General features: G+C 61.0%; 24 protein-coding genes, 2 tRNA genes and 1 pseudogene. 4 read left to right on the top strand and 23 right to left on the bottom strand.

What is annotated here, in order from left to right; translation table 11 throughout:
* The first annotated feature begins 58 nt into the window (after positions 1–58).
* Positions 59–604 (top strand): DUF1003 domain-containing protein, encoded by a 546-nt coding sequence (locus tag ASG43_RS13120; protein WP_056505569.1) that lies wholly within the window; start codon positions 59–61, stop codon positions 602–604.
* Positions 605–706: 102 nt separating this feature from the next.
* On the opposite strand, the gene ASG43_RS13125 is transcribed toward ASG43_RS13120, so the two are convergent.
* The 5 genes from ASG43_RS13125 to ASG43_RS13135 all read right to left on the bottom strand — a co-directional run bounded on the left by ASG43_RS13125 (position 707) and on the right by ASG43_RS13135 (position 2,459).
* Positions 707–780 (bottom strand) — tRNA-Cys (locus tag ASG43_RS13125).
* Between the two features lie 265 nt (positions 781–1,045).
* The gene (locus ASG43_RS22805) at positions 1,046–1,216 is read right to left on the bottom strand and encodes a hypothetical protein (RefSeq protein ID WP_156386682.1); all 171 of its coding nucleotides are present in this window, start codon (positions 1,214–1,216) and stop codon (positions 1,046–1,048) included.
* Positions 1,217–1,287: 71 nt separating this feature from the next.
* A complete protein-coding gene (locus tag ASG43_RS13130; protein ID WP_056505571.1) occupies positions 1,288–1,494 on the bottom strand; it encodes a hypothetical protein in 207 nt (68 codons plus the stop codon).
* A 267-nt stretch (positions 1,495–1,761) separates the two neighbouring features.
* Positions 1,762–1,917 (bottom strand): DUF1127 domain-containing protein, encoded by a 156-nt coding sequence (locus tag ASG43_RS22225; RefSeq protein WP_082490876.1) that lies wholly within the window; start codon positions 1,915–1,917, stop codon positions 1,762–1,764.
* Between the two features lie 209 nt (positions 1,918–2,126).
* On the bottom strand, positions 2,127–2,459 hold the full coding sequence (locus ASG43_RS13135; RefSeq protein WP_082490877.1) for a hypothetical protein: 333 nt from the start codon (positions 2,457–2,459) through the stop codon (positions 2,127–2,129).
* Between the two features lie 175 nt (positions 2,460–2,634).
* On the opposite strand from ASG43_RS13135, the gene ASG43_RS13140 reads away from it, so the two are divergent.
* A tRNA-Asn gene (locus ASG43_RS13140) sits at positions 2,635–2,710 on the top strand.
* A 149-nt stretch (positions 2,711–2,859) separates the two neighbouring features.
* On the opposite strand, the gene ASG43_RS13145 is transcribed toward ASG43_RS13140, so the two are convergent.
* Positions 2,860–3,231 (bottom strand): hypothetical protein, encoded by a 372-nt coding sequence (locus ASG43_RS13145; protein ID WP_056505574.1) that lies wholly within the window; start codon positions 3,229–3,231, stop codon positions 2,860–2,862.
* 283 nt (positions 3,232–3,514) lie between these two features.
* Here ASG43_RS13145 and ASG43_RS23570 point away from each other — a divergent pair.
* Both ASG43_RS23570 and ASG43_RS22810 read left to right on the top strand, forming a co-directional pair.
* A pseudogene (locus ASG43_RS23570) lies at positions 3,515–3,616 on the top strand (transcriptional regulator); the annotation flags it as partial.
* A 171-nt stretch (positions 3,617–3,787) separates the two neighbouring features.
* Entirely contained in the window at positions 3,788–4,102 is a 315-nt protein-coding gene (locus ASG43_RS22810; protein ID WP_156386683.1) for a hypothetical protein, read from the top strand.
* A 1,277-nt stretch (positions 4,103–5,379) separates the two neighbouring features.
* Here the strand turns inward: ASG43_RS22810 and ASG43_RS13155 are convergent.
* From ASG43_RS13155 to ASG43_RS13230, 17 genes are all read right to left on the bottom strand, one after another.
* Positions 5,380–6,396, bottom strand: a complete 1,017-nt coding sequence (locus ASG43_RS13155; protein WP_056505579.1) for a hypothetical protein — start codon at positions 6,394–6,396, stop codon at positions 5,380–5,382.
* 504 nt (positions 6,397–6,900) lie between these two features.
* The gene (locus ASG43_RS13160; RefSeq protein ID WP_056505583.1) at positions 6,901–7,218 is read right to left on the bottom strand and encodes a hypothetical protein; all 318 of its coding nucleotides are present in this window, start codon (positions 7,216–7,218) and stop codon (positions 6,901–6,903) included.
* Positions 7,219–7,428: 210 nt separating this feature from the next.
* Positions 7,429–8,520: a hypothetical protein gene (locus ASG43_RS13165; protein WP_056505586.1), complete on the bottom strand. Its 1,092-nt coding sequence runs from the start codon at positions 8,518–8,520 to the stop codon at positions 7,429–7,431.
* A 9-nt stretch (positions 8,521–8,529) separates the two neighbouring features.
* Positions 8,530–10,620 (bottom strand): phage tail tape measure protein, encoded by a 2,091-nt coding sequence (locus tag ASG43_RS13170; protein WP_056505588.1) that lies wholly within the window; start codon positions 10,618–10,620, stop codon positions 8,530–8,532.
* Positions 10,621–11,085, bottom strand: coding sequence for a hypothetical protein (locus ASG43_RS13175; protein ID WP_056505591.1), 465 nt, complete (start codon positions 11,083–11,085; stop codon positions 10,621–10,623).
* Between the two features lie 9 nt (positions 11,086–11,094).
* Positions 11,095–11,673 carry a hypothetical protein gene (locus ASG43_RS13180; RefSeq protein ID WP_056505595.1) on the bottom strand — a complete coding sequence of 193 codons (579 nt, stop codon included), beginning with the start codon at positions 11,671–11,673 and terminating at the stop codon, positions 11,095–11,097.
* A 76-nt stretch (positions 11,674–11,749) separates the two neighbouring features.
* Entirely contained in the window at positions 11,750–12,631 is an 882-nt protein-coding gene (locus ASG43_RS13185) for an HK97 family phage prohead protease (protein ID WP_056505598.1), read from the bottom strand.
* Positions 12,628–13,218, bottom strand: coding sequence for a hypothetical protein (locus ASG43_RS13190; protein ID WP_056505603.1), 591 nt, complete (start codon positions 13,216–13,218; stop codon positions 12,628–12,630). The genes ASG43_RS13185 and ASG43_RS13190 overlap by 4 nt, the downstream gene beginning before the upstream one ends.
* Positions 13,203–13,907, bottom strand: coding sequence for a hypothetical protein (locus ASG43_RS22815; protein ID WP_156386684.1), 705 nt, complete (start codon positions 13,905–13,907; stop codon positions 13,203–13,205). The genes ASG43_RS13190 and ASG43_RS22815 overlap by 16 nt, the downstream gene beginning before the upstream one ends.
* 343 nt (positions 13,908–14,250) lie before the next feature.
* Positions 14,251–14,712, bottom strand: a complete 462-nt coding sequence (locus ASG43_RS13200; protein ID WP_056505609.1) for a DNA-binding protein — start codon at positions 14,710–14,712, stop codon at positions 14,251–14,253.
* A gap of 300 nt (positions 14,713–15,012) precedes the next feature.
* Positions 15,013–16,113, bottom strand: coding sequence for a hypothetical protein (locus ASG43_RS13205; protein WP_056505611.1), 1,101 nt, complete (start codon positions 16,111–16,113; stop codon positions 15,013–15,015).
* 654 nt (positions 16,114–16,767) lie between these two features.
* On the bottom strand, positions 16,768–17,472 hold the full coding sequence (locus ASG43_RS13210) for a hypothetical protein (RefSeq protein ID WP_156386685.1): 705 nt from the start codon (positions 17,470–17,472) through the stop codon (positions 16,768–16,770).
* Between the two features lie 502 nt (positions 17,473–17,974).
* Positions 17,975–18,232: a hypothetical protein gene (locus ASG43_RS13215; RefSeq protein WP_056505617.1), complete on the bottom strand. Its 258-nt coding sequence runs from the start codon at positions 18,230–18,232 to the stop codon at positions 17,975–17,977.
* Positions 18,233–18,312: 80 nt separating this feature from the next.
* Entirely contained in the window at positions 18,313–18,567 is a 255-nt protein-coding gene (locus tag ASG43_RS13220; RefSeq protein WP_156386686.1) for a hypothetical protein, read from the bottom strand.
* Positions 18,568–18,932: 365 nt separating this feature from the next.
* Positions 18,933–19,142 (bottom strand): AlpA family phage regulatory protein, encoded by a 210-nt coding sequence (locus tag ASG43_RS23750; RefSeq protein WP_082490878.1) that lies wholly within the window; start codon positions 19,140–19,142, stop codon positions 18,933–18,935.
* A gap of 71 nt (positions 19,143–19,213) precedes the next feature.
* Positions 19,214–19,615: a hypothetical protein gene (locus ASG43_RS13225; RefSeq protein ID WP_056505623.1), complete on the bottom strand. Its 402-nt coding sequence runs from the start codon at positions 19,613–19,615 to the stop codon at positions 19,214–19,216.
* Complete coding sequence (locus ASG43_RS13230; protein ID WP_056505626.1) at positions 19,615–20,796, bottom strand: integrase arm-type DNA-binding domain-containing protein; 1,182 nt, start codon at positions 20,794–20,796, stop codon at positions 19,615–19,617. Before ASG43_RS13230 ends, ASG43_RS13225 begins: the two co-directional genes overlap by 1 nt.
* Between the last annotated feature and the right edge of the window lie 479 nt (positions 20,797–21,275).

Below are 21,275 nucleotides of genomic sequence, written 5' to 3' on the forward strand. Positions count from 1 at the left end.
CGCTTACAAGCCGGCAGGATCGACGCGCTTCCCCTGCCGAAACCGATGGAGCGACGACGTGGCCACCCCCACCGTATCACCACCCGGTCCCGACGGATTGTCCGGCTCTCTCCAGCGCAACATCGAGGTGCTGAGACGCCGCCGCGAGACCGAGATGGCCTCCGCCAGCCGCGAGGAGAAGGTCGCGCAGGCGATCACGGCCTTCACCGGCAGCATGCGTTTCGTCTATCTTCACCTCGCCCTCTACGGCACCTGGATCGCGGTCAATCTCGGCATCCTGCCGATCGTCGAGCCGTTCGATCCCTCCTTCGTCGTCCTCGCCATGGTCGCCTCCGTCGAAGCGATCTTCCTCTCGACCTTCGTTCTCATCAGCCAGAACCGGACGGCGGCCGCCCAGGACAAGCGGGCGGATCTCGACCTTCAGATCAGCCTTCTGACGGAGCACGAACTGACCAAGCTGACGGAGATGGTGGTCGCGATCCGCGACCACCTGGGCATCACGACCGATGTCGACGCAGATATCGCGGAGACGATGAACGACGTCGCGCCGGAAGCCGTGCTCGATGCTTTGAGCCGCGACGAGACGGGCGTCGATCCACCCTGACGACAAGGCGCAAGGCGCGGGCCGCTCGATGTCGCGCTGGCGCAATCGTCACGGCGGAGCGACGCCGACCTGCGCACGTCCCAGATTTTTTCAAGAGTTGAGTGGAGGCCTCGCCCGGAATCGAACCGGGATGCAAGGATTTGCAGTCCTCTGCGTAACCACTCCGCCACGAGGCCTCATGAGCGGCACTACGTACTGAGAAGGTTGGAACTTCGCAAGGGTGCTGGGCGGGGCATTCTGAAAAAGAATCCCGGCCCATCCTGAAGCGACGTCACCGGACGTTGGGACGACGCACCCGATCGTCTTCTTCGGTGTCGGCTTCCGGCAGATCCCGCCTTTTGAAAAGGGTTCTCCGCGCCGTCGAGCCCCCTGCCCCGCCCGGCCGCAGGAAGACCGGACAGGGAAGGACGGCCCGGCCGATCTCGTTCGGCGGGCGCCGGATCAGTCGTCGGACATCTCGTCGTCGGTCTCCTCGTCCTCGTCGGACTTGAAGCCTTCGCGCCAGAGATCGAATTCGTCGGTGTCTTTCTCATAGGGGTTGGCGGAAATCCGCTTGCCTTCGGAAGCGGCGATCTTGCCTTCTTCGTAGGGCCCGGAATCGGTGTTGGACACGGCTCTCTCCTTGCTTGCGGAAGGCCCGCAACTAGGGCGGAGATGAATCGGTTCCAAGCCGCCCGCGTGGCTCAGGCGCGCGCCGTTACGTAGGCGGGCAGAGCGGCGGGAACGTTGATGCAGCGATGGAAGATCGCAAGAGCACCATCGGCGGTCTCGACCTCGTATTCGTATTCGATGCCCAGTCGAGCCAGAATGCTGGCGGGATGTCGGAAGTCACCCATCTTCGCGGCTGCGAACTGATCGACCTCGACTTCAGAAACGATTGTATGTTCCATGTCATTCCCCCCCCCGTTGAGCTTGCCTCTGAGACGGATGATGCGGTTCGATCGATTGCCAGGTGCTGAAGAAGTGTCGCCCTGCTTTTCCCTATCGTGCCGCATGCTTGCCGAGCCGCGAAGGAGCATGGCGAAGAAAGCATCACCAGCTTCGCGGAACGAGTGAGCGACCGAGCGACCGAGCGACCGGAAGAGGGTGAACGCCGCGCAACAAAAAGGGCGCCCTCGTCAGGCGCCCTCGTGCAGTGCGTGGAAGTTGAGAGCGCCTTAGGACGCGAGACGACCGCGCTTGGCGATCATGTCGATGTCGCCGCGATCGAGGCCGATGTCGCGGAGCTGATAGTCTTCCATGCGCGACAGAAGATCGACGGTCTGGCGGTGGGAGCGATAGGCGCTGAAACGCTGAGCGAGGCGGGAGAACATGGTTGGCACTTTCCGTGAATTTGATGTGCCTGATATAGATGCAGAGCCTGCCTAACAGTAGCGCAGATGCTGCATAGAACCTATGCAGCGCGGACATGCGGAGCGTGGGCGTTCATCCTTTCTTCATCCCTTCGTGGGTTGCCCGCATCGGCTTTCCCCCAGCCTGTTCGAGGCACGCCGGAACCCGATCTCGTTCATCGGCAGCGCCGTCACGGGTGGTCCGGACCGCGAGCGGCCAGTTCGCGCGCCGCCAGTCTCTCGGCGCGTGCCAGCCGCCGCTCGGTCCACCAGCGGCTCCACCGGACCTCGCTCCTGCGACGCCAACGGCGCACCAGCGCGATATCGATCGAGAGAATGAGCAGCCCGAGCGGCAGCATCCAGATCCCGAAGATCGGCAGGATGGACAGGCATCCCCCCAGGATGAACAGGCCGCCGATCACCATGCGCTTGTAGCGGGACCGGGGGAGCTCGACCCGGCGCCCGAAGACTTCCAGCATGCGGCCCCTCAGGCGGAACCAGCCGTTCGGTCGTTCTTGGTCCATCGGTTCAAACTCCTCGCGATATCGATCGATGTCCCCTGCAGGTGGGAACGCTCCATCGAGGCTGAAAGTCGAGACCGACGCCGCGAAATGAGGAAAAACGACAAATCGCTCGAAATACGCTTGGCAAACCGCAAAAGGCTTTGCTATAGGCAGCGGCGCACGAGAGACGTGCCTTTCCCCGATAGCTCAGTTGGTAGAGCGCGCGACTGTTAATCGCTAGGTCGTAGGTTCGAGTCCTACTCGGGGAGCCATTTCGGCTCCTATGCTATTGAAATCGTTAGGTTTTCGGCATCGATGAGATGCGGGACCTAACGCTAGCCATACCCGTAAGAACCGCAGCGACAGCGTTGAGTCCTAGAGTGGGACTTGAATAGGCTACCCTCGCCTGCCTGCCGTAATCCTAGACCCAAAGCTCGGCATCCGTTTCGGCCGTCCCGTAGAACGCCAACCCGGCCGACTCGCGCGTCACACCCGTGCTTGCCTCCAGCAGACCGGCCACCGAAGCCAAGACGCGGTTTAGCGCCTCGCGTTCTTCGACATCCGGCATCCGGTCCACGATGCCGCGGGCGACCCCTATTTGAAGGAAGGCCGCTTCGGGCGATCCGGCACGATGCCACGTGGCTTCCGATTCCATGGCACGCACACGACACCGAAGCGTGTCCCGGCGTTCCCTGTCGCCGGCTTCATCGGCGAAGGTGTGGGCCGCTAGGATGCGGCCTGCCTTCATCGCAAGGTTCGTGGCGACGTGGGTGGTGCAGGATGTCTTAACCATGAGGGTAGCTCCTTGTTGCAAGGCAGCGAGCCTTGTGTGATGATGTATGCAGACGTCGCACATGCCATGCATTGCGTCAACACACATTGTCACACACTTGCACACAAGGTAGCTCGATGGCGAAAACAGCCGCGATATCACTACGCGTAGAGCCTTCCCTGAAGGAGGCATTAGACGCAGCGGCGAAAGCGGACGACCGAACGATGGCTCAGTACGTGGAACGGCTGCTGGCAGCTCATCTCAGGGAAAGTGGATTTCTCCCGAAGGACGGCTGATTCGGTGCCGCACTATTGCTGCCATCCGCACCGCACTGGAGACGGCCGGCGTCATGTTCATTGACCGCAATGGCAACGGCCCCGGCGTTCGCCTACGGGATCGGGATTAGCCGCGGACGTCGCCCGGGCGGCTTAATCGAAGTGGCTGACCGTTCGAAAGGATAGCCGGCCATCGCATTGCAAACTAACGACTTTTAGGTTTTGTGTGTACGCTTCTGACATTGCGGGCACTAGCGGGCGAATGCAAACCGTAGGTGGAAACACCTAACGCAGAGTCCGAAATGCGCTACTACTTCAACGTGCTAACATCCGAAGGGGTTGTACCCGATGATGAAGGCACAGAATTTGCAAGCCTCGGTCAAGTTTGTTTAGAAGCCGAAGCGGGCGCACGTGAAATTCTCGCCGAGCGCTTAAGGGCCGGCGAAGTCATCGACGCCACTACTACCTTCGAAGTAAAGGACGAGAGCGGCACCACCGTCCACGTGCTACCGTTCACGGCCGTGCTATTGGCTACGATTGGACGGGGTCGGCCGTCCGCTGTCGCGTCGGGGAAGGTTCATGAAGTGGGACGTGGAAGCGTACTTTCGGACGGGTGATGAAGCGCTTAAAGCGGCATTCGCCGAAGGTGCCGCGGCGGGCTATCACCGGGAAAAGACGGCGGTCGGATGCCCGTATGCGCATGACCGAACGCGTTTGCGCTTAGCTTGGCTGGACGGCTTTTCTGCCGGCAGGGTTGCCGCCAAACGGGTGGGTTTCGCGGGACTCGGGTTAAACAGGCGGGGCTACTGATTTAGTTGTTACGGGCGACCCTTGATACCCTACCTATACGGAATGACCCAAGGAACCAAAATCGAAATTCTCGATGCCCGAACGAGGTTGTATCTACTGCAGGCGGATGCGTGTGGCACCGATGCCGGAAAAGCCGTTCTTGCGAATGTACGTGAACGGCTCAAGAACTCGGAAGTAGCTTGGCGTGCGATGGCGGGGTTAAGTGCTTCTCAAGTCGAAAGCCATCGTAAGGAAATTGCGGACGTTACAGCCGACCAAGCGGCTATCGTGATACCGTCCATATGATGTTCCTTTCTCCGGAACAAGTTGAGATGCTTATCCGGCTTGATGACGGACCCACACAAGATAGCGTCGGCTTGAAAGCAGACACGCTCGGACGCTCCGATCTCGAGTGCCTTAGGATCTTGTACGATAAAGGCCTGGTGCTCATAGACGTCGGATGGCTCAAGTCCGTGTGGTTTCGCTTGTCGCCGGAAGGTCGCATCGTAAAGGCCAACGCTCTTTTTAGCTAGGTTGTGACGCGATGGACCCCGATACGCCTATTCGCTTGAAGGACATCATCCCCATCGCCTTTCCGCATGGCGGCATGACGCTTAGCGGACTTCGGTGCGAAGCGCGGAAAGGGCGGCTTACTATCTTGCGCGTCGCCAATAAGGACTACACAACCTTGAACCACATCAAAGCGATGATGGAACGGTGCGTCGTGCCGCCTGCGGAGCCTCGCAGGATGACACCGCACCCGCCCGCCGGTCCGGCACCGGACTGGCAGAAGCTTGCTATGGATATGGCACTGCGAATGAAGAGGGGTGAACCGTTGGTGCCGACTATCGAAAAGCGGCGCCGTGGCCCACGGCCTGCAGATAAGTCGTCGTGACGATCAAGCCGCGGCATCCCGCCTTTCAGCTTAACCCTAGAAAAGGCGAAGGGTGCCCACCACCACAGGGGCACCCTTCATTCACCACTTAGCGGTTTCAAACGGCCCACCACAGACCTAACCGCATCACCACAACCCGGTGTTAGACGAGAGCTATGCCGAGCCGGGACGGGTTGTCGAGAGTGGGCGATCCGTAACTTACCGCAATCGTCAATCTGTGTACGTCATGCGACCTTGTGCAAAGTAGGTCGACGCTTCCTCAACCCTTCGGAAGAGCGACAGTAGAAGCTTAGCCGCTACGAGGGCGTTTCCTCCCACCAATTCCTTTACCGCAGCCAGCGATGGGAAATTCATCGCATCAGACAACGTTTGGGTTTGCGCTCCGATGAATGCGGCTGCGGGATTATCTGCCTGGAAACGATCTCCACTTAATGTTAGAAGCTTTGCCCTTGAGAGATAGTTATACAGATCTTGGTAGGCTTTGACGGCTAGTCCACGATTATCGAGGTAATGATCGACTAGTTCACGAACCTCATCGAACAACTCCTCTTTACCAGATAGCTTGACGATGCCAGGTGATGCGTATGCGATGCTTTCCAAGCCAGCGCGCTCGTCGCGAGGAGCTTGGTAGATGAGTTCGTTATAGAAATGCTTGTAGCTTGATCCACCCTGGTAGGGTTTATCACGAAAGGTCGCGGCGATGTTTGCTTTTCGGCCGGGATCGTGCGCTGGATCTTCCCACTTTTTTGTTGCAGCGACAAAATAATAAATGTCAGCATACTGCCCGTAGAAACTTCCAAACTCGGGCATATCCCACTCACCATCAATGATAAGTTTCTGCTCGTCCTCAGCCCTAGGCGGCAGTTCGAATTCCTCCGTATGCTCGGACGAGAAGAGTCTAGGCGATGGCAGGTCAGCCTCCGGGACGGGTCCCTCATGTGGCAGCATGGTCACTTCGCCGCCAACCATCTTCATCAGATCGAAGTAGTACAGAGACCGCTGACGAGGAAACGTAAACAGGAAGCGTAGATCGGTATTGCCCTCCATATAGCTCTCGAAGTTTCGCGGAGTCGCAGTGACGGCTAGAAATCGAGCTTGGCCAGCATCGTCACTAGGAACTGCAACCGCAATGACGTTCACGCCCTTTGCCTTCAGGAATATTAACTGCGGCTCATCTAAATAGATGAGAGTAGCCTGAAAGATGGCCTTTCTCTTAAGTTTCGCCATCAGACTTCGGTCACAGCAATGATGTGCGCGACGGGATCGAAGTCGCGATACATCCATAAGTGGACGTGACTAGAGGTTTCGTTCACTAAACATTGCCCAGCCGTGACCGGAATTGTAAGTTCTGCTAGGTGAGCTCCCTGGCGAAGCTTTGGAAGTCGCGCAAGCCGTTGCACCCGTTCACGCTCGATGAAGAGTGAGCAAGAAGCATGATCGCACTCACTAACATTCGGTATCCGCGCCTTACCGAGTGCAGCATGTGAGCTAAAAGCGTCAATCGTCGGTTGGGGTGAGTGCACCAATCGCCACGCCGAAGGTATAGTCATTTCTGCTGCCTCCACAGGCGGACATTGAGGCGGCAGTTCTTCGCGAAAAGGCATAAACGCTCCCGGGTCGAGCTGCATCATGCAAATTCAACGTGAGCTCGCCTAGTGCGTCTGCAACAAATATCCTTGTTGTGTCTGCCGAGCCGAGACCGCCCCCGCCGAAGCGGGGCCGCCCTTCACCCTACGCCGCCACCCAAGCGACCTTCGCTTCCGCCGGCGCCATGACGTCGTAGTCGTCATTCGCAGGCACATAAAACCGCGGACCATTCACGGCATCGGGCGTCTTGCCGACGGCCACGTATGCGTCAACGGAACACCGAACTCGGAAGGCCGAGCGCGATGCACCGACGGGCACGGCCTTCGTCGTGGGGCCGGCGGTGGCAAGCGTTTCGGACCAGTGAAGAACGTAGGACATCAGGGGGAGGTCGATGGCGTGGCCGCCGAGTTCGGCAGGACTGCCCGCAACACCGCAGACGACATGAAGACCGGAAAGGGCCATGGGTATTCTCCTTGTTGTGCCCGCGCGTGCGGGCGTGTGCCGGCGCGTCACGCCGCCGTGTTGAATTCAAATTGTAAGGATCGCGGACCATTCCCGCCGCGGTGCATTAAGTCCGCATGAGATTGATTACAGACCTCGCCACGACATGGAAAACGGCCCGCCAAGCCGGCCATGGCCCCGCAATCGCCTACGCCTTGGTGCCGGCCTTCGTTATCGGCCAAGTAGCCGTGCTTCTGGCACTGCTTTGTTAGCGCGGCGCGGACGTAGGCACCGGCACGTTGGCGGGGGTTCGGCCGTCTTGCCCGCGTCTCCTTGCGGCTGTTTGATCTCCAGGGTCGTCGTCGCACCGCTAGAGCGGCTTGCTTTGTGGGTGACGGACACGATGCGGTAGGTGCCGTCAATGCCCGGGCGGGCACCCGTCAGAACAAGGGTGCCCTCGGCTTGCGCTTCGGGTGACAGGTCCATTTCGACGGAACCGGTGCCGGAATCGCGTTCGCTATCGGACTTGCGGCCCGCCGCGTGGCGCTTGGCGTCATCCGCATTCGCGGCTAGTTCGCGGCTCGTGTTCGTCACGTCCACATCGTCCAAGTCAATGTCGACGCTTTCGGATTTGAACGTCGCCGAATCGCGGTCGAAATAGCGGACCGTCGACTTCTTATAGCGGCGCTTTCCTTGGGCGGGGTCCACGCTCACCGAAATGACGTTCCCCGGAATAGACGCGGTAATGGTAGGCATCGCGTCGCCGGTGCCCGTGGTGCCCGCACCCCGTTTGACGAACACGGCGCGCTTGCCCCGTATCTTGAACGTCGCGCCGAAGCGGGCCGCCATGTCGGCCCCAAAGTGGTTGAATGATACGTTGTCCAACGCCCAATAATCCCGTTTTATGGCGCCAAGTTCGGGGTCCATGACAACGCCCTGAAGGCCGGCCTTCTTTGCCGCCGTTTCCATGACGTCCTTCAACGTGGCTTCGTCCATGTGCCACGCCTGGCGTTCCTTGGTCTTGCCGCGGTGGTCGTCGCCCTTGGCGTTTACGCCCAAGGTTCGCCCACCGCCGCGCGTTAGCTCCCAAGGCGTCGAATCCACGACGCCTTCGAACACCTGGGCCCCGTCTAGGTAGACGACGACGGCCGCGCCCGGTTCGGGCAAAAGAAGCTGCCCACCGGTGTCATCGAACTTCAGCGAGCACGTGTCGGACGCGGCCCCATCCTTATCGGACACGGTGATGTCCATCAGGTAGGCGCGCATGTTGTTGGAGACGTCGTTACCGTCGATGGTAACGCGCCAGTCTACGGTCCAGGCCATAGTGGTTCCTTAGCGTTCGATGTCGGAAAAGGTGTCGTTCATGGACGATTGTGCGCCGGCAGTGACGCGGCCGACCTTGCCGCTAGCGGCTGCCGAAACGCTGTTCGCGGTTGCCCCTAAGTCTGTCAGAACCGCCTTGGCGGTGCGGGCTTTTGCAATGAGCGCATCGATGCTGGAAGCGTCCACCTTTGGTGTCGCGGTGACATTGAAGGCTTCGGTGATGCGCGCCCCGGCCTGCTCGGCCGCAAGGGCCGCCGCATCGCTTTCCGCCTTTACGGGCCCAGCGATGTCCGGCCTTGGGGTGGGGATGGCCACGGCGGGTGCCAGTGCTGCGACCGGGGACGGTCCCTGCGCCGCCGGCCTTGGCAGCGCGGCTAGCTTCGGGGCCGCCCATTCCTGCACTTGCTGCCTAAGCTGCTCGGCACGTGCGTTTGCCCGTTCGATGTCCCGCGCACGCTTCTGTTGAAGCCATTCCCGGTGCGATAACGTCCCGCCCGGGTCGTATTGCTGCTCCTTCGGCAGCTGCATCTTGTCGAGTGCTGCGCGCTTTTCCGGCGTCATGGTTTCGTTGCCGAGGTTGTCGTGAATGTGTTTGATCAGCGGACCCGGACCGCTTTCCCCCGTGAATTCGGCGTACCCATCTACCGCGCGTTGACGGCGCGCCGCCCGTTCGGCGGCGGTGTCATCTTCCTTCACCAAGCCTATGGCTTCGGCCGCATCACGCGCCAAACCAACCGCATCCGACACAAGGTTTACGGACGTAGCGACACGGCCGAAGAAGGTTTCTAGCGCCGAACCTTCACCGCCAAGGGCTAGCACCTTGCCGATGGCGCCACCCAAGTCACCCACGGCATCCGTGGCCTTCGTCAGGGCGTCAATGTTGATTTCGGCCTTGAACTTCTTCAAGCCCTTGTCGACTTCGGCCACAAGGTAGAGGGCGCCATCCAACGCCGCCTTGAAGGCCGGCATGCCCATGGTTCCGCCGTCGATCGCCAGTTTCTCCAAGGCGTTTTTGACGAGTTGCCATTGCGACCAAAAGTCATCAAGCTTCAGCTTGTACGAAGTGTCGAGCGAGCCGAACCACTTCGCTTCGTTGGCCGCATATCCGAGGTTCCGGCGCAGTTCGTCCGCGCCCTTGGCCAGCCGCAACACTTCGTCGTCAAAGCCTTCACCGATGAAGCCGTTGAGGAGTTCGGTGGCTTTGAACTTGTCGAGCTTGTTGATGCTATCGAGGAATTGCAGGACCGCTGCGTTGCCGTCCTTCTTCAGAAGCTTGGTGAATTCAACCGTGTTCCCCACGATGGCGGCAAGCGCCTTTTGTGCTTTCGGCGAGCCGGGCGAAAGAAGCTTGCCGGTCAACGTCGAGAGTGCGTTGGCGCCGATGTCCGGCGCCATCTTCAAGTTCGACATGGTGGCGCCGTAGGCGGCCGCTTGTTCGGCGGAAAGTCCGAACTGCTTTAGCGAAGCGCCTGCCCGGTCGAGAAAATTGACCAGGTCCGACTCGTCCGCGATGCCGCTATCCGCAAGCCCGTTGATAAGGTCGAAGTAGCGTTGCATTCCCTTGATGGGGATGCCCAAGCTAACCTTGAACCCGGCCGCGGCGTTACCGACGTCCGTCGCGGACATTTCGAACGAGTCTGCTGCCTTGGCGGAAAGGGAAGCGAACTGCTTTAGCTCGTTCAACGGGATGCCGGCGGCCGCACCGCGTTCGTAAGCCGCTGCGATTTCCTCGATGGGGACGGCCAAACTGCCGTTCGTCGCTAGCTCCTTGATTTCCTCAGCAAGTTTTGCGGTTTGTGCGGTGGTGGTGCCCGCCTTCTTTTGGATTCCGGTCATTGCGGACTCGAAATCCGCCGCGGCAACTACCGTCTGACGCATACCTTCGGCACCGGCAAGCGGACCGGCGACGGCCATGGCACCACGGGCGTAAAGACCGAGGGCGGATGCCGCCTTGGACGTGGCGCCGGTGGTCCGCATCATGCCATCGGCAAAGGTCCCCTGTCGTTGGCCAAGGCGTAGCAAAACGCCTTCGATACCCTTCGCCGGGCCGCTGACCTTGTCATCCAGACCAAGGACAAGCGTGGAGGATGCCTTGCCCATTTAAGCCGCCACGTCCGGTGCGATGTCGGCGGCGAACGACAGGATGCGCTCGGCGTCCGGCCACCGCATGGCGCCGATGACATCCTTCGGAAGGCTGGCCATTTCTGCCACCATTTCAAGGCGGGTGATGCGGCCCGCCGCACGGGCTTCGATGTAGTCCAAACGGGGCGGCGTCAGGCGGATGGTGCGGACGCGGACACCGCCGGCCGTGAAGGGGTGCAGCAACGGCACAGTGACGGCCGGCACGCGGTCGTAGGTTGCGGCCGAAGGCGCGAAGGGCGGCACGGGCACTTCGGCGGGTGCGGCTTCCACCTTGGGTGCGGGCGTCACCGGCGCGGTATCCGACGGCGTGTCGGATACCGCGTGCGCCGCGGGGTCCGCCACTACTTCCTCGAATGACATCGCCCGCATACGCTCCAGTTGTTCTTCCCGACCTTCAACTTCGGCAGTTTCGAAATCCGACATGGGTCCGTCCTATGAAATGAGGCCCTTCGAGGCCCGCTGGATTTGGTGCAGCACGCGTTCGTCCAAGGCAGACAGGCCGATGTCTTCGAACGTCTTGACGGTAACGCCCTTCACCATTTCGTCCGGAATGACGACGCCGGACTTGGCCCGTTTGATGGGCAGGCGGCTTCCGCCGGCCTTGTAGAATGCGTGGCCGCGGCCGATGAAGCCTTTTCGTCCGCCCGGCCATTCGCCGCCCGACATGAAGGCGTTGGCATACGTGGCGCGCTTGCCCCACGGGTTCGCGCTGACGCCTGAATCCGTCTCCTTCGGCGCGAAGTATTTGACGGCGATGTTCCCGCCTTCACCCTTCAAGGTGTAGTTCAAGTCGCCACCGGAAGCGGCGGTGGGCTTCAAGGCCCGCTTGGTGACGCCAACCTTCAAGCCGGACTGCTTCGCCAAGGCGCGGCTGGTAGCCGTCTTCGCTTTGTTGCCGGCGTCGTTGACGGCCATTTGGTAGGCGCGGCGTCCCTTGGCATCACCAAGCGCCTTCATCGCCTTTTGCATTCGATCGATGCCATCGCCTTTGATTTTGACAGTGAGGCCCATGGGCAGCTTTCGGACATGCGCCGACGCACCGCGGGCGCAAACCCGCGGCGGCCGGCATTGATGGGGTGTGTGGGGGTTAGGTCGCTAGCGCGACCAGCATGAAGGCTACCGCCGAAGCGGCGCCGCGGCAGTCGCCGGGTAGGTCCCACGCCCGGTTCCAGCCGTCCAACGACGCCGTCATGGCATCCGTCTGCCCTTCGGCCGCGGCCCGGCCGGCGAGCATGGCTGCTTCAAAGTTCCGGTTCATCTTTCCGCCTTCGACCAGCGACGTCACGGCACGGAAGACGCGTTCGGACGGTTCTTCGCGATGCACGACGGGTGCCGTAGTCGCCATAGCGCGCTGGCGCGCCTCCATCCGGGCCCGTCGGTCCGTAAACGTGGACGGGGTATCCACCGTCACGATCTCCACGACCGTCTCTTGATCTTGGACGGTTCGAATTTGGGAGCCTGCATCGGCTGGCACCGGGACGGCGCTGATCTCTAGCGGCTCCCAGTCCACCACCCGCCAATCCTCGTCGGCGCCGTCTTCCTTGGCCTCGCGGATCACCTTGTGAATCGAGTAGCCAACCGAAATGTTGCGGATGATGCCCCCGCGGATCTTGGCGACCACATCGGCATCGCCGGGTGCCGGTGAAAGCGCAACACGGGCGTAGCCCTTGCCGCCTTCGACCCGTGCCGAACCGGGGATCACGGAGCCAATCACTGAGGACAAGGAAAAGTCGTCGTGGGTGTCGAGCAAAGGCGCACCGGCATTTAGCCGATCAAGCCGCACCGCCTCCGGTGTCACCTCTAGGATTTCATTGTAATAGGTGCCCGACCGGAAGTCGCGACGGCGTACCGAAGCGCCCGTGGTCCAAATCACCTCAACGGAATTGTCGGCTTCGTTGAAGGAGGCCGCGCGAACTTCAGCGGCGCGTCCGAACTTAGGGGCGGCAACCTTGATCGAAGCGGTGCTCATGACTGCATGCTCGCATGATAAGCTTTGTTTTCGGCGACGGTGTCATAGTAAGAACCCCAACCCGGGAAGCCTTCCACCGCCGGGAGGGTAACGGCAGCCCATGATCGGTCGTAGTTATCTTTCCACCGACTTGTGTCGCACACGTACATGCCCATCATCACGTGCCTAAGGGTGTCATTATAACTGAAGTCTGCCGCCTTCATCTTCTCACACAGCTTTGCAAGGGCCGTCGCATGGGTGGCATATTCGGCGTCCCACTCGGCCCGCGCTGACTCGATCTTCTCGACAATGGCGTCAAATTTCGCCTGTTCCGCCCGCATACGCTCGGCCTCGGCGGCCTCGGCATACCGCCGGTCGAGGTCGGCAATCACAACTTCAGCGCGATCCACAGCGATGCGCGCGGCTTCTATGCGCGTCTCAATCGCGAGGATTTCGGCGTCCTCGGCGCCGGCAAGCAGACGATCAACGCGCTCCGCCGTCGCCGCTTCGTGGGCGGCCCGTAGGGCGTCGAGTTCGATGCCATCCCGGGTTTTCGAGATTTCATCTGAGCCTGCCTTCGGCTTCAGCTTCTTTAAGAATTCGAACAATTTGGTTCCTTTCCGGCCGCCGTGAGGGCGCCGAATTCGAGGAGGTCATTGATGATGGAGTGTGCGCGTTCGCCGTCGACCTGGCGCTCGTCGGTGAGGACGCGGGCAAGGCGGTGGATGGCCATGCGGACCTGCGGCGTTTCTTTCACCTGGAACGCGAAAGTCTGCCCGGCGCGGAGTACGGCCACGGCATCGGCGTATTCGGCGCCGAGGCCGACCTCTTGCCACGCAACAGCTGCCATCCGGCAGAAGTCGCATGAGCCGAACCGGAAGCATTGGATGCGGCCCAGGTACTCGGCCTCGCTATCCTTCGACAGCGGGCAGTAGCGGCGGTCGTCCGACTGCTCGCCGATCTCACCAAAATACGCGAGCGCAATCTTCTGCACCGCAGACAGTACGTCCGGCTGCCCTTCCACATATCGAACACGGGCGGGTGGTACGGCCGATACGTCGGCGATGCGTTGACCGAGAAGGTGCGAGATGACGGCATGTCCTGCTTCATGCAGGGCGATCGGCCACTCCACTTCGGCGGGCTGCTCGACCTCGGCAACGATCGGTGCCGGTAGGCCGGTAAATCCGAAGCTGCTGCCTTCCGGCGTATTTGCCGGCTCGATGTAGCCACGGCTCCCGCCCTCATCACGGGCGCCCGGGCAACATGAGCGGACGACGAAACGCTGGAGGCCGCTCAAGGGGCGGCCCGTAGACGATGAGTTGTCATCGGCTATTCCATTCAGTTGGGAGTGAGAAAAGGCGGCCCTTCGTCAACGGCATCAACACGTCAACGGCCAAAGCCGCAGCTGTCGTTGACTTGGCCATGGGCCGAACAATCCGGGTAGAAAGCCGAGAAACACGGGACTTTCGCGGTTCAGAACGCCAAAAGCCGTCAACGCCGGGGCCGCGGCCGTCAACGGTTAGGAAGCAAGATGAACTTTTTCAACTTGTGGCTAGCCGGATATCGGGCCTCCCCGCCCGCAAGGCCTCGGCAGGGGGTCGGAAGAACCTAACCGGGGGGAGGTGTGGCCGGAATGCCACTCATCCTTGCGGGATGATGCGTATGCCGACGTCGACCTCGGGTACGTCCCCAACGCCGAAGTCGAAGATCTCTCCCGCGAAGTGTCGAACGCCGGTGTAGACGAGGCCTGCGTCTACGCTTACCGCGCCCTCGCCTTTAGGATCGTCCATCCGCAGCATGTCGCCCAAATCCGGGGGCACGTCACCACCGAACGTCACCGCCGCCGTGATTTCGTCGGCGCCGATTGGACGGCCAAGCCGATACATGGCGGCCATCAAGCCGGCCGCGAAGAGGTCGGCCGGACGATAGACGCGCCGGCCTTTCAGGCGCTTGCCGAAGGTGTCGAAGCCGAGCAGCCGCGCAGTGCGCGCCCAGTTGTCGAACGTCGAATTCGGCGTGCCGATGATCTCGGCGACCTCTGCCGGCGTCAGAAAATATTCAGTCCAATAGGGTGGCAGAGTGCGCCGGGTGGGATCGTCCAAGGTGTTCGCCTTTCGGTGCTTTAGTCGCCGATGACGGCGAACGGGCAAAAGAAAAGACCGCCCCGCGGTGGCGGGACGGCCTTACTAAAATTGACGCCCGGCTCGCGGGTGAGCGCGCTCAGCGGGCGATTGCCCACCGCAACCAATCAAACAGTGGGCAATCTGTAAAAGGTGCCGGTGCGTGTGCGGCGCACCGGCGTTGTTGCGCGACTGGACGGACGCGCAACATTAGGCTTGCTTCCGCAAGCCTAAATCAATCTCATATTTGTATACGCGATGACGGGACGCTTGAGTGGACAATCAAGCCGCAAGTTTCTCGTCGCCCGCCATCTGCGTTCTACGGAAAGCGTCGATCGCTTCGTCTACCAAGCGTCCACCGTGCTTTCGTGAGTACTCAGCCGAATACCCAACCGCCATGCCGATCTCGGCCGCCGTGGCGTCGGTAAGCGCGAGATCGAGGATCTCGACCTCCCGTGCGGTGAGGAACCGCTTCACCGACCGCAGCGCCGACGTGCGCGCCATGTCGACCTCGGCCGCAAGCTCGCCAACGCTGCCTTTTTGTTTCGGGCTTTCGAACCGGGTAAGCCCTCCTACCCAGCGCGCTGCCGGGTGAACGTAAGGCTGTCCGCGTTCTGTGGGGGCAAGGCCAACGTTTCGACGCGCGGTATCGAAGTCGACGTCGCCGTCTACGCCATGCTTGGCGAGCTCTGCGGCCGTCTTCGCGACTTCGGGCGACCTATCAATCTCGACAACCCGCGCCTCGGCCGGGCCTTGGTACTCGGCAGGCCATTCCGTTCCACGCCGGGAAAGGTAGAAGGCGATGGATTCCGCCGTCCGCTTCGGCTTCGCCTTGCCCTTCGGCGCCGCGGGCCGATCAACCGGGCCTAGCGGCATGCCCTTGGCGGTCCTTCCCCACTCAATGATACGGCCCCGGTTGACGCGGCCAACGATGCCTATGCGCAGCGCGCCCAACCGAACGATGCGTCCGCCGGCATCGCGCTCTATGTCGCCGCCAACCGGCCACCGCCCGGTTGCCCTCTGTCGCCGGCTCTCGCTCGGCTCCTCGAATACGACATCGGCCACGGCGGCCTGAAGCTCGCCGATAGTCGGCCGGATTTCGCGGCGAAGGTCCTCATCCATGTCCGACACGGCCGGGTCGTTGTCATTCGCGGCCACAGGCGCAGCGGCGTCGTTCAGCGCTCGCCACATCAGAAGGGTGCGAACTGCTTGCTCGTTGTCACGAAGGTGGTGAAGCCGCTCTAGCGTCGGCCACGCCAGAACCGGTTCTGCCTTGGCCGGCAACGTTGCAAGCCAAGCTCGACGCTCTGCAAGGCTGGCGAAGCTGTCGGCATGGCGCGCGTTGTCGTTCGCCGGCGCGGGGCCAGCCTTGATGATGTTCATGGTTATATCGCCCAGATTTAGCGCCCCGCACGGACGCGTCCACTATATATAGTATCTGGAAAGGTTTGAAGCGAGTTTATCTGCCAGCGCAGCGAGCACTTTGCACACACAATGAGCACCATTTGCCTATGCTTTATATCTAGACACCTTAAGTAAGACGTGCTGATATATACATGACGGTTGGTTCTCCCATCCCGGCCGTCGCGCTCAACAGGCCCTCGACGTCTCCCGCGTCGGGGGCCGTTCTTTTTTCTTGGGGTGCGCCGATACTGGAACAAATTCCAGTATGGAAAACCGAAGCTTCACCCACGCCAACAACATCCGCAAGGACTTCACCCCGTCGGAACAGGTGGCCATTGCCGCGGCGGTGGACGCGAAGACGGGGAGCAGGCTGGGCCGCCCTACAGAAAAGGTGCAAAAAAGTTGCACCTTTAGCTCAAGGCAAGACCCGCACCATCGCCGCCGAAAAGGCCGACTTCGGGCAGCTAGGGCAATATTGCCACCTCTGCCATACTGGGGAACTTCCCCAGTCTGGAAGCTGCACCTTTCGCCAATTGGCGGAACGTCACTGGCGTTCTCCGCCAGTATGGCGAGGTGGAAATTTCGCCACCACGGTACATCCGCAAATTTGCGCATCTGCGGAACTTCCGCAGTCTAAGCAGCCTCGGCCAAGGCCTCGTATTTACCGGTTCCGTTTTGCTCTGAGTAGGTGAAGCGCGCGCCCTTTAATCCCTTTGTGCTTTCGGACACGTCAACGCCGGCAGCATCAGCGAAGACATCAAATATCTTGCAAGCCGCTTCCTGCTCTGCCTGGTCGTCAGCTTCCACGCAAAAATCACGTGTGATGGTCTCGCCATTTTCAAGCGCGAAGACGCACCGACAGATGCTCCGATCTTCAAGGTGCACTTCTTCAACACGCTCAATCGTCACCACCTGCCTTGGTATCCGCGGCTGAGCGCCGAGCTTGGCCGTGGACACGGAGTTATCGTTCACGGGCGCACGGCTAGCCTTTTTCGGCTTAGGCGCTTTGGCGGGCTTCTCCGGCCGGCGCTCGGGTGGATCACAGAGGAAGTCCCTCTTCTCGATCCACGTCTTGATCTGACGTCGGCCCTTCTTAGCGTCCCCGCCGGCCTGCCATGCTGATCGCCAGACTACCGCCGCCTGAAGCATGTCATCGTAGAGCTCGGCGCTCGGCGCCAATTTGCGGAAAGCGGTGATTCCACCGTCGTAGTCGAGCAGCACCCCATAAGCCCGGAAAAGGACGGTGAACCTTTCTTCTTCCGACGCGCCCACCGGGGCCGCGCCAAGGGCGGCGGCCACCGGTGGTGCCGAAGGCACGGCGGAATCAATTCTATCCACATCCGTCCCCGGATCTAGTGTCCGGGTCGGAGTGGATGGATCTTCGTTCGGGGATTCATGAACACTAAAGGGCGTAGCGTTCGGGGATTCTAGTACACCTGCGTTCGGGGATTCTAGTACACTACACCCACCACCCTTTGCGTTCGGGATTTCCCGAACACTACGGAGCAGCTCCCAATTCGGGATGTACCGGCTAGCACGCCGGCCTGCACCCTTCTCCTGCTGGAGAAACTGCCAAGCTACAAGGTCGGTCAAGGCGCTGTGGACGTCCTCGGCATATAGCCCGCCCCCGAAAGGATCGCGCTCTGTCACGTGGGCGACAATGTGTCGGACGCTAGCGAGAGCGTCGCCGTATTTCGAATGGTACCAATCCAAAACGAAGCCGAAGACCAAGGTATGCTTCCGCCGGGTGCCGGGATGGTAGGGCAGAAGCGAAAGCAGCTTCAGCTTGGCTTCAAGGCTTTGGGCCGCCGCCTCCCACTTGAAGGCGGACAGCCGGTCCTTAGCGGCCGTTGTCATTGGCCGCGTCATAGGCGGCGAGCGCCAGATCAGTCAGGCGCGCCGACATGGCGGGTGAGAACGTCGCGGTGCGCCGCTTGCCGGCGTTCGGTGCGAAGAGGAAGTGGTTGCCGTCGCGCATGCGGAGCAGCCGCAGGGCGTAGAGCCGAACGTGTTCGTTGAGTTCGACGTCGACCGTGCATAAGCACACGTGGCCGTCGCGCTGCGTTTCATCGAGCTTGTGGGCATACAGGACGCGCATTGGCGTTCCTCCAGTTATCGTGGGAAGGTAGTCTGATGAAAAAGGGAAGCCCGCGGCCCCTATCGGTGGTGCGGGCTTTTTTATGCGGCGGCTATATGCGGCCGAATCGTTTCCCACACCTCTTGCTGTTCAAGGTGGTGCTGGGTTTGCAGTCGCTCGGCCAATGCCTCGATTGCCTCGGCACTGGATTCCACAAGCCGCCATGCAAGGCGCATGTGTCGCTTAATACCGGGGTTCCGCCGCCCGAGCGCCTTGAGATCTTCTAGAAGGATGTCGACCTTTTCTAAGTCCTCGCCACCACCGGCGTCTTCCACGATGACTTCGCGGTCGGTCACCGGCCCGACAAGGCCTTGCCTGTCAAGCTCGGCTAGGGGTCCGGCAAGGCAACCGATGATCTCCCAATCGGCGACGCGGCGTAGGCCGGGCCGGAATTCGCGGGGTGGCAACCGCCCATGTTGAGACATGCCGATGTCGAATAGGTTCGTCGTCTGACAGGCACCGGCGCCTACTTGAGGTCGGCCACGGTCATCTAGCCAATGTGGCGACATGCCGGGACGAATGTGGACGCTTCGGCAACCATAAGAATTGCCGTGAATCGCGAGCGCCGCATGGGTGTACGCGACCGCATGGCCAGCTTCGTGAACCGCGACACCCCACCACGTACATGACGTAATTGGGGGAAGGAGTTCATGGACGACACTCACGCCGCGGCCCTACCCGCGATCCTCTCCTCGATCCAAGCGACGACCTCTGATCGCACGAAAGCGATTCGGCGTTCGCCGAGCGTGACGGCAACGGGGAAGCGACCTTCACCGCGATACCGATTTATCATCGTCCGCGACAGGCTTGTTAGCTTGGCCGCATCGTTTAACGAGACGAGCCGAGGCGTGTTGTCGTTCTGATTTTGCATAGGGTCACTCCGTTTGGGGTGACGCCCAATATGAACATTTTGGCTATGAAGTCTTCGCGACTGTTTCCGAATTATTTGCGGGACTCGTCGCGTAGTGATGCCGCTTGCAGGTCTTGGTAGTCGTGAAGGGCCGAGTTGTAGAAGGCGATGATCGTGTCGATCGTCCGCCCTCCTCGTGGGTAGCGATCCTCCATTGCGCCTCTAGCCTCTGTGTCAGTTTTTCCCTCGAGCCGCATGATCCGGTACGCTTCGCCCATTTCCAGCCATTTAAATGGGAGCTTGGCCTTCGGTCCACGTCGCACTCCCTTGGCCTTCGGTTCTAACATTTCGGCTGCGATGGCCTGAACCGCCGGGCTTGCGGTACCTCCTCTTAGAAGGTCGAGCAGACGAGCCATGGCCTCATCGTAGCGGCCTTGCGACTGCATGCTCGTGATGGCGGTTGCGTCCTTATCGATCTTCGGCAGCGGCGCCATTAGTGGCCTCCCTCGCAGTGCGCATCCCACAAATCCATAAGCTTTCGTCGTTTCGCCAGGGCATCGCCACGACGATAGGCGAGCTCGACGGAGTCGCCGACGGAATGTGCAAGGGCGGCCTCAGCTACCTCACGGGGCGTGTCCGTCTCATTCCCTGCCCAATCTCGGAATGACGATCGAAAGCCGTGCACAGTGAAATCCCCTGCCCCGTGGGTCTTGAGCACCTTGCCAAATGTCATGTCCGACACCGGCCGATCTTCCCGCTGTCCGGGGAACACGAGATCGTTCACCGCCACCTTTTGCATCTCGCGAAGGATCGCCACGGCTCGCGCGGACAGCGGCACACGGTGCATCTTCCCTGCCTTCATGCGCGCGGCGGGAACCGTCCAAACCTCCTCGTCTAAGTCGATCTCGGACCAAACGGCATGCCGGGTCTCGCCCGCACGTGCGGCCGTCAGGATCGTGAACTCGACGGCCCGCGCACCAACACCGGACGCTCTCCGAATTTTCGCGACGAAGGCCGGCACGTCCGCGTACGGCATGGCCGGGTGGTGGCCCTTCGTCAGCTTCTCCATAGAAGGGAGGATTTGGTCGAGGTGGCCTTTCCACTCCGCCGGGTTGTCACCTGATCGCAGACCGCGTGCCTTGGCGTGGTCGAGAACGGATTTTATTCGCTCGCGAACCTTCCGGCCTGTTTCAGGCTTCTCGGTCCACAGCGGCCGCAGGACGGTCACGATGTCTTCGGTTGCGATCGATGAAACCGGCATCTCACGAAGCGCGGCCGCATACTGATTCGCGAAGCGTTCGAAGGCCACTTTGGTTTTGCCCCCCTTCCACTTAGGCGCCATCGTCTCGATGTACTCATCGGCGACACGACCGAATGTCACTTGCTTCACCACCGCCTTGCGATGCGACATCTCCGTCTTTGGGTCGCCACCGGTACCAAGGATGGCCCGGGCTTCGTCGGCGAGCAGCCGAGCGCGCGCCAATGTTACGTGCCGGGTTCCGCTGGCGTAGGCGCCGAATCCAAGCTCGTGGCGTTTGCCGTCTTTACGCCAGACGAACACCCACGACTTCGTACCTGTCCCTTTGATCCTGAGGAACAAGCCGTCGCCATCGCCGATGATGCCGGCTTCCGTGCGGGCCTTGATGCGTGTGTCGGTTAGCTTGTGACGGGCCAAGATGGTGCCTAACGCTGTCCATAACCTAAAGCCGTCCAATACGGCCGTTATGGACAATATGGGCAACGAAAAGCCCGAAGTCTATGGGCTAGGCTGCCGTTATAGACAGCAATATCATAGGCTTAACGCCTACTCGGGGAGCCATTTCGGCTCCTTCATATTGCTTCAAAAGTTCCGGAGCCGATGTCGCCGTCTGCGACCTCATCTGGTGCTTGACCGACCTGGAACGCGCATCGATCGTGTTCCTCCGGGCTTTCGCCCGCACGCGCAGCGACGCCAAAGACCGTCGAGGCGCCCTTTTTCCCTTTCCAAAACCATCATGTCTCCCGCGATGAAGTGGGTTCGTCATGCCGAACCGCACCGCGATGCGCCTTTCTGCGCCGCTTGCGAACAAGCGAGATGATTCCACCCGGACAAACCGGACAAAGCCGACACTGCGTTCGCCGGCGCGGCGCCTTTCGCGACGCCACGCCGAGGCA

Source organism: Aureimonas sp. Leaf454 (genome assembly GCF_001424685.1).
Lineage (GTDB): Bacteria > Pseudomonadota > Alphaproteobacteria > Rhizobiales > Rhizobiaceae > Plantimonas.

What these genes read in the sequence shown, in the direction of transcription:
- ASG43_RS13130 (WP_056505571.1), bottom strand. Translation starts at nt 1,494, where the DNA reads ATGGAACATACAATCGTTTCTGAAGTCGAGGTCGATCAGTTCGCAGCC.
- ASG43_RS22225 (WP_082490876.1), bottom strand. Translation starts at nt 1,917, where the DNA reads ATGTTCTCCCGCCTCGCTCAGCGTTTCAGCGCCTATCGCTCCCACCGC.
- ASG43_RS13135 (WP_082490877.1), bottom strand. Translation starts at nt 2,459, where the DNA reads ATGGACCAAGAACGACCGAACGGCTGGTTCCGCCTGAGGGGCCGCATG.
- ASG43_RS13145 (WP_056505574.1), bottom strand. Translation starts at nt 3,231, where the DNA reads ATGGTTAAGACATCCTGCACCACCCACGTCGCCACGAACCTTGCGATG.
- ASG43_RS22810 (WP_156386683.1), top strand. Translation starts at nt 3,788, where the DNA reads ATGCGCTACTACTTCAACGTGCTAACATCCGAAGGGGTTGTACCCGAT.
- ASG43_RS13155 (WP_056505579.1), bottom strand. Translation starts at nt 6,396, where the DNA reads ATGGCGAAACTTAAGAGAAAGGCCATCTTTCAGGCTACTCTCATCTAT.
- ASG43_RS13160 (WP_056505583.1), bottom strand. Translation starts at nt 7,218, where the DNA reads ATGGCCCTTTCCGGTCTTCATGTCGTCTGCGGTGTTGCGGGCAGTCCT.
- ASG43_RS13165 (WP_056505586.1), bottom strand. Translation starts at nt 8,520, where the DNA reads ATGGCCTGGACCGTAGACTGGCGCGTTACCATCGACGGTAACGACGTC.
- ASG43_RS13170 (WP_056505588.1), bottom strand. Translation starts at nt 10,620, where the DNA reads ATGGGCAAGGCATCCTCCACGCTTGTCCTTGGTCTGGATGACAAGGTC.
- ASG43_RS13175 (WP_056505591.1), bottom strand. Translation starts at nt 11,085, where the DNA reads ATGTCGGATTTCGAAACTGCCGAAGTTGAAGGTCGGGAAGAACAACTG.
- ASG43_RS13180 (WP_056505595.1), bottom strand. Translation starts at nt 11,673, where the DNA reads ATGGGCCTCACTGTCAAAATCAAAGGCGATGGCATCGATCGAATGCAA.
- ASG43_RS13185 (WP_056505598.1), bottom strand. Translation starts at nt 12,631, where the DNA reads ATGAGCACCGCTTCGATCAAGGTTGCCGCCCCTAAGTTCGGACGCGCC.
- ASG43_RS13205 (WP_056505611.1), bottom strand. Translation starts at nt 16,113, where the DNA reads ATGAACATCATCAAGGCTGGCCCCGCGCCGGCGAACGACAACGCGCGC.
- ASG43_RS13215 (WP_056505617.1), bottom strand. Translation starts at nt 18,232, where the DNA reads ATGCGCGTCCTGTATGCCCACAAGCTCGATGAAACGCAGCGCGACGGC.
- ASG43_RS23750 (WP_082490878.1), bottom strand. Translation starts at nt 19,142, where the DNA reads ATGCAAAATCAGAACGACAACACGCCTCGGCTCGTCTCGTTAAACGAT.
- ASG43_RS13225 (WP_056505623.1), bottom strand. Translation starts at nt 19,615, where the DNA reads ATGGCGCCGCTGCCGAAGATCGATAAGGACGCAACCGCCATCACGAGC.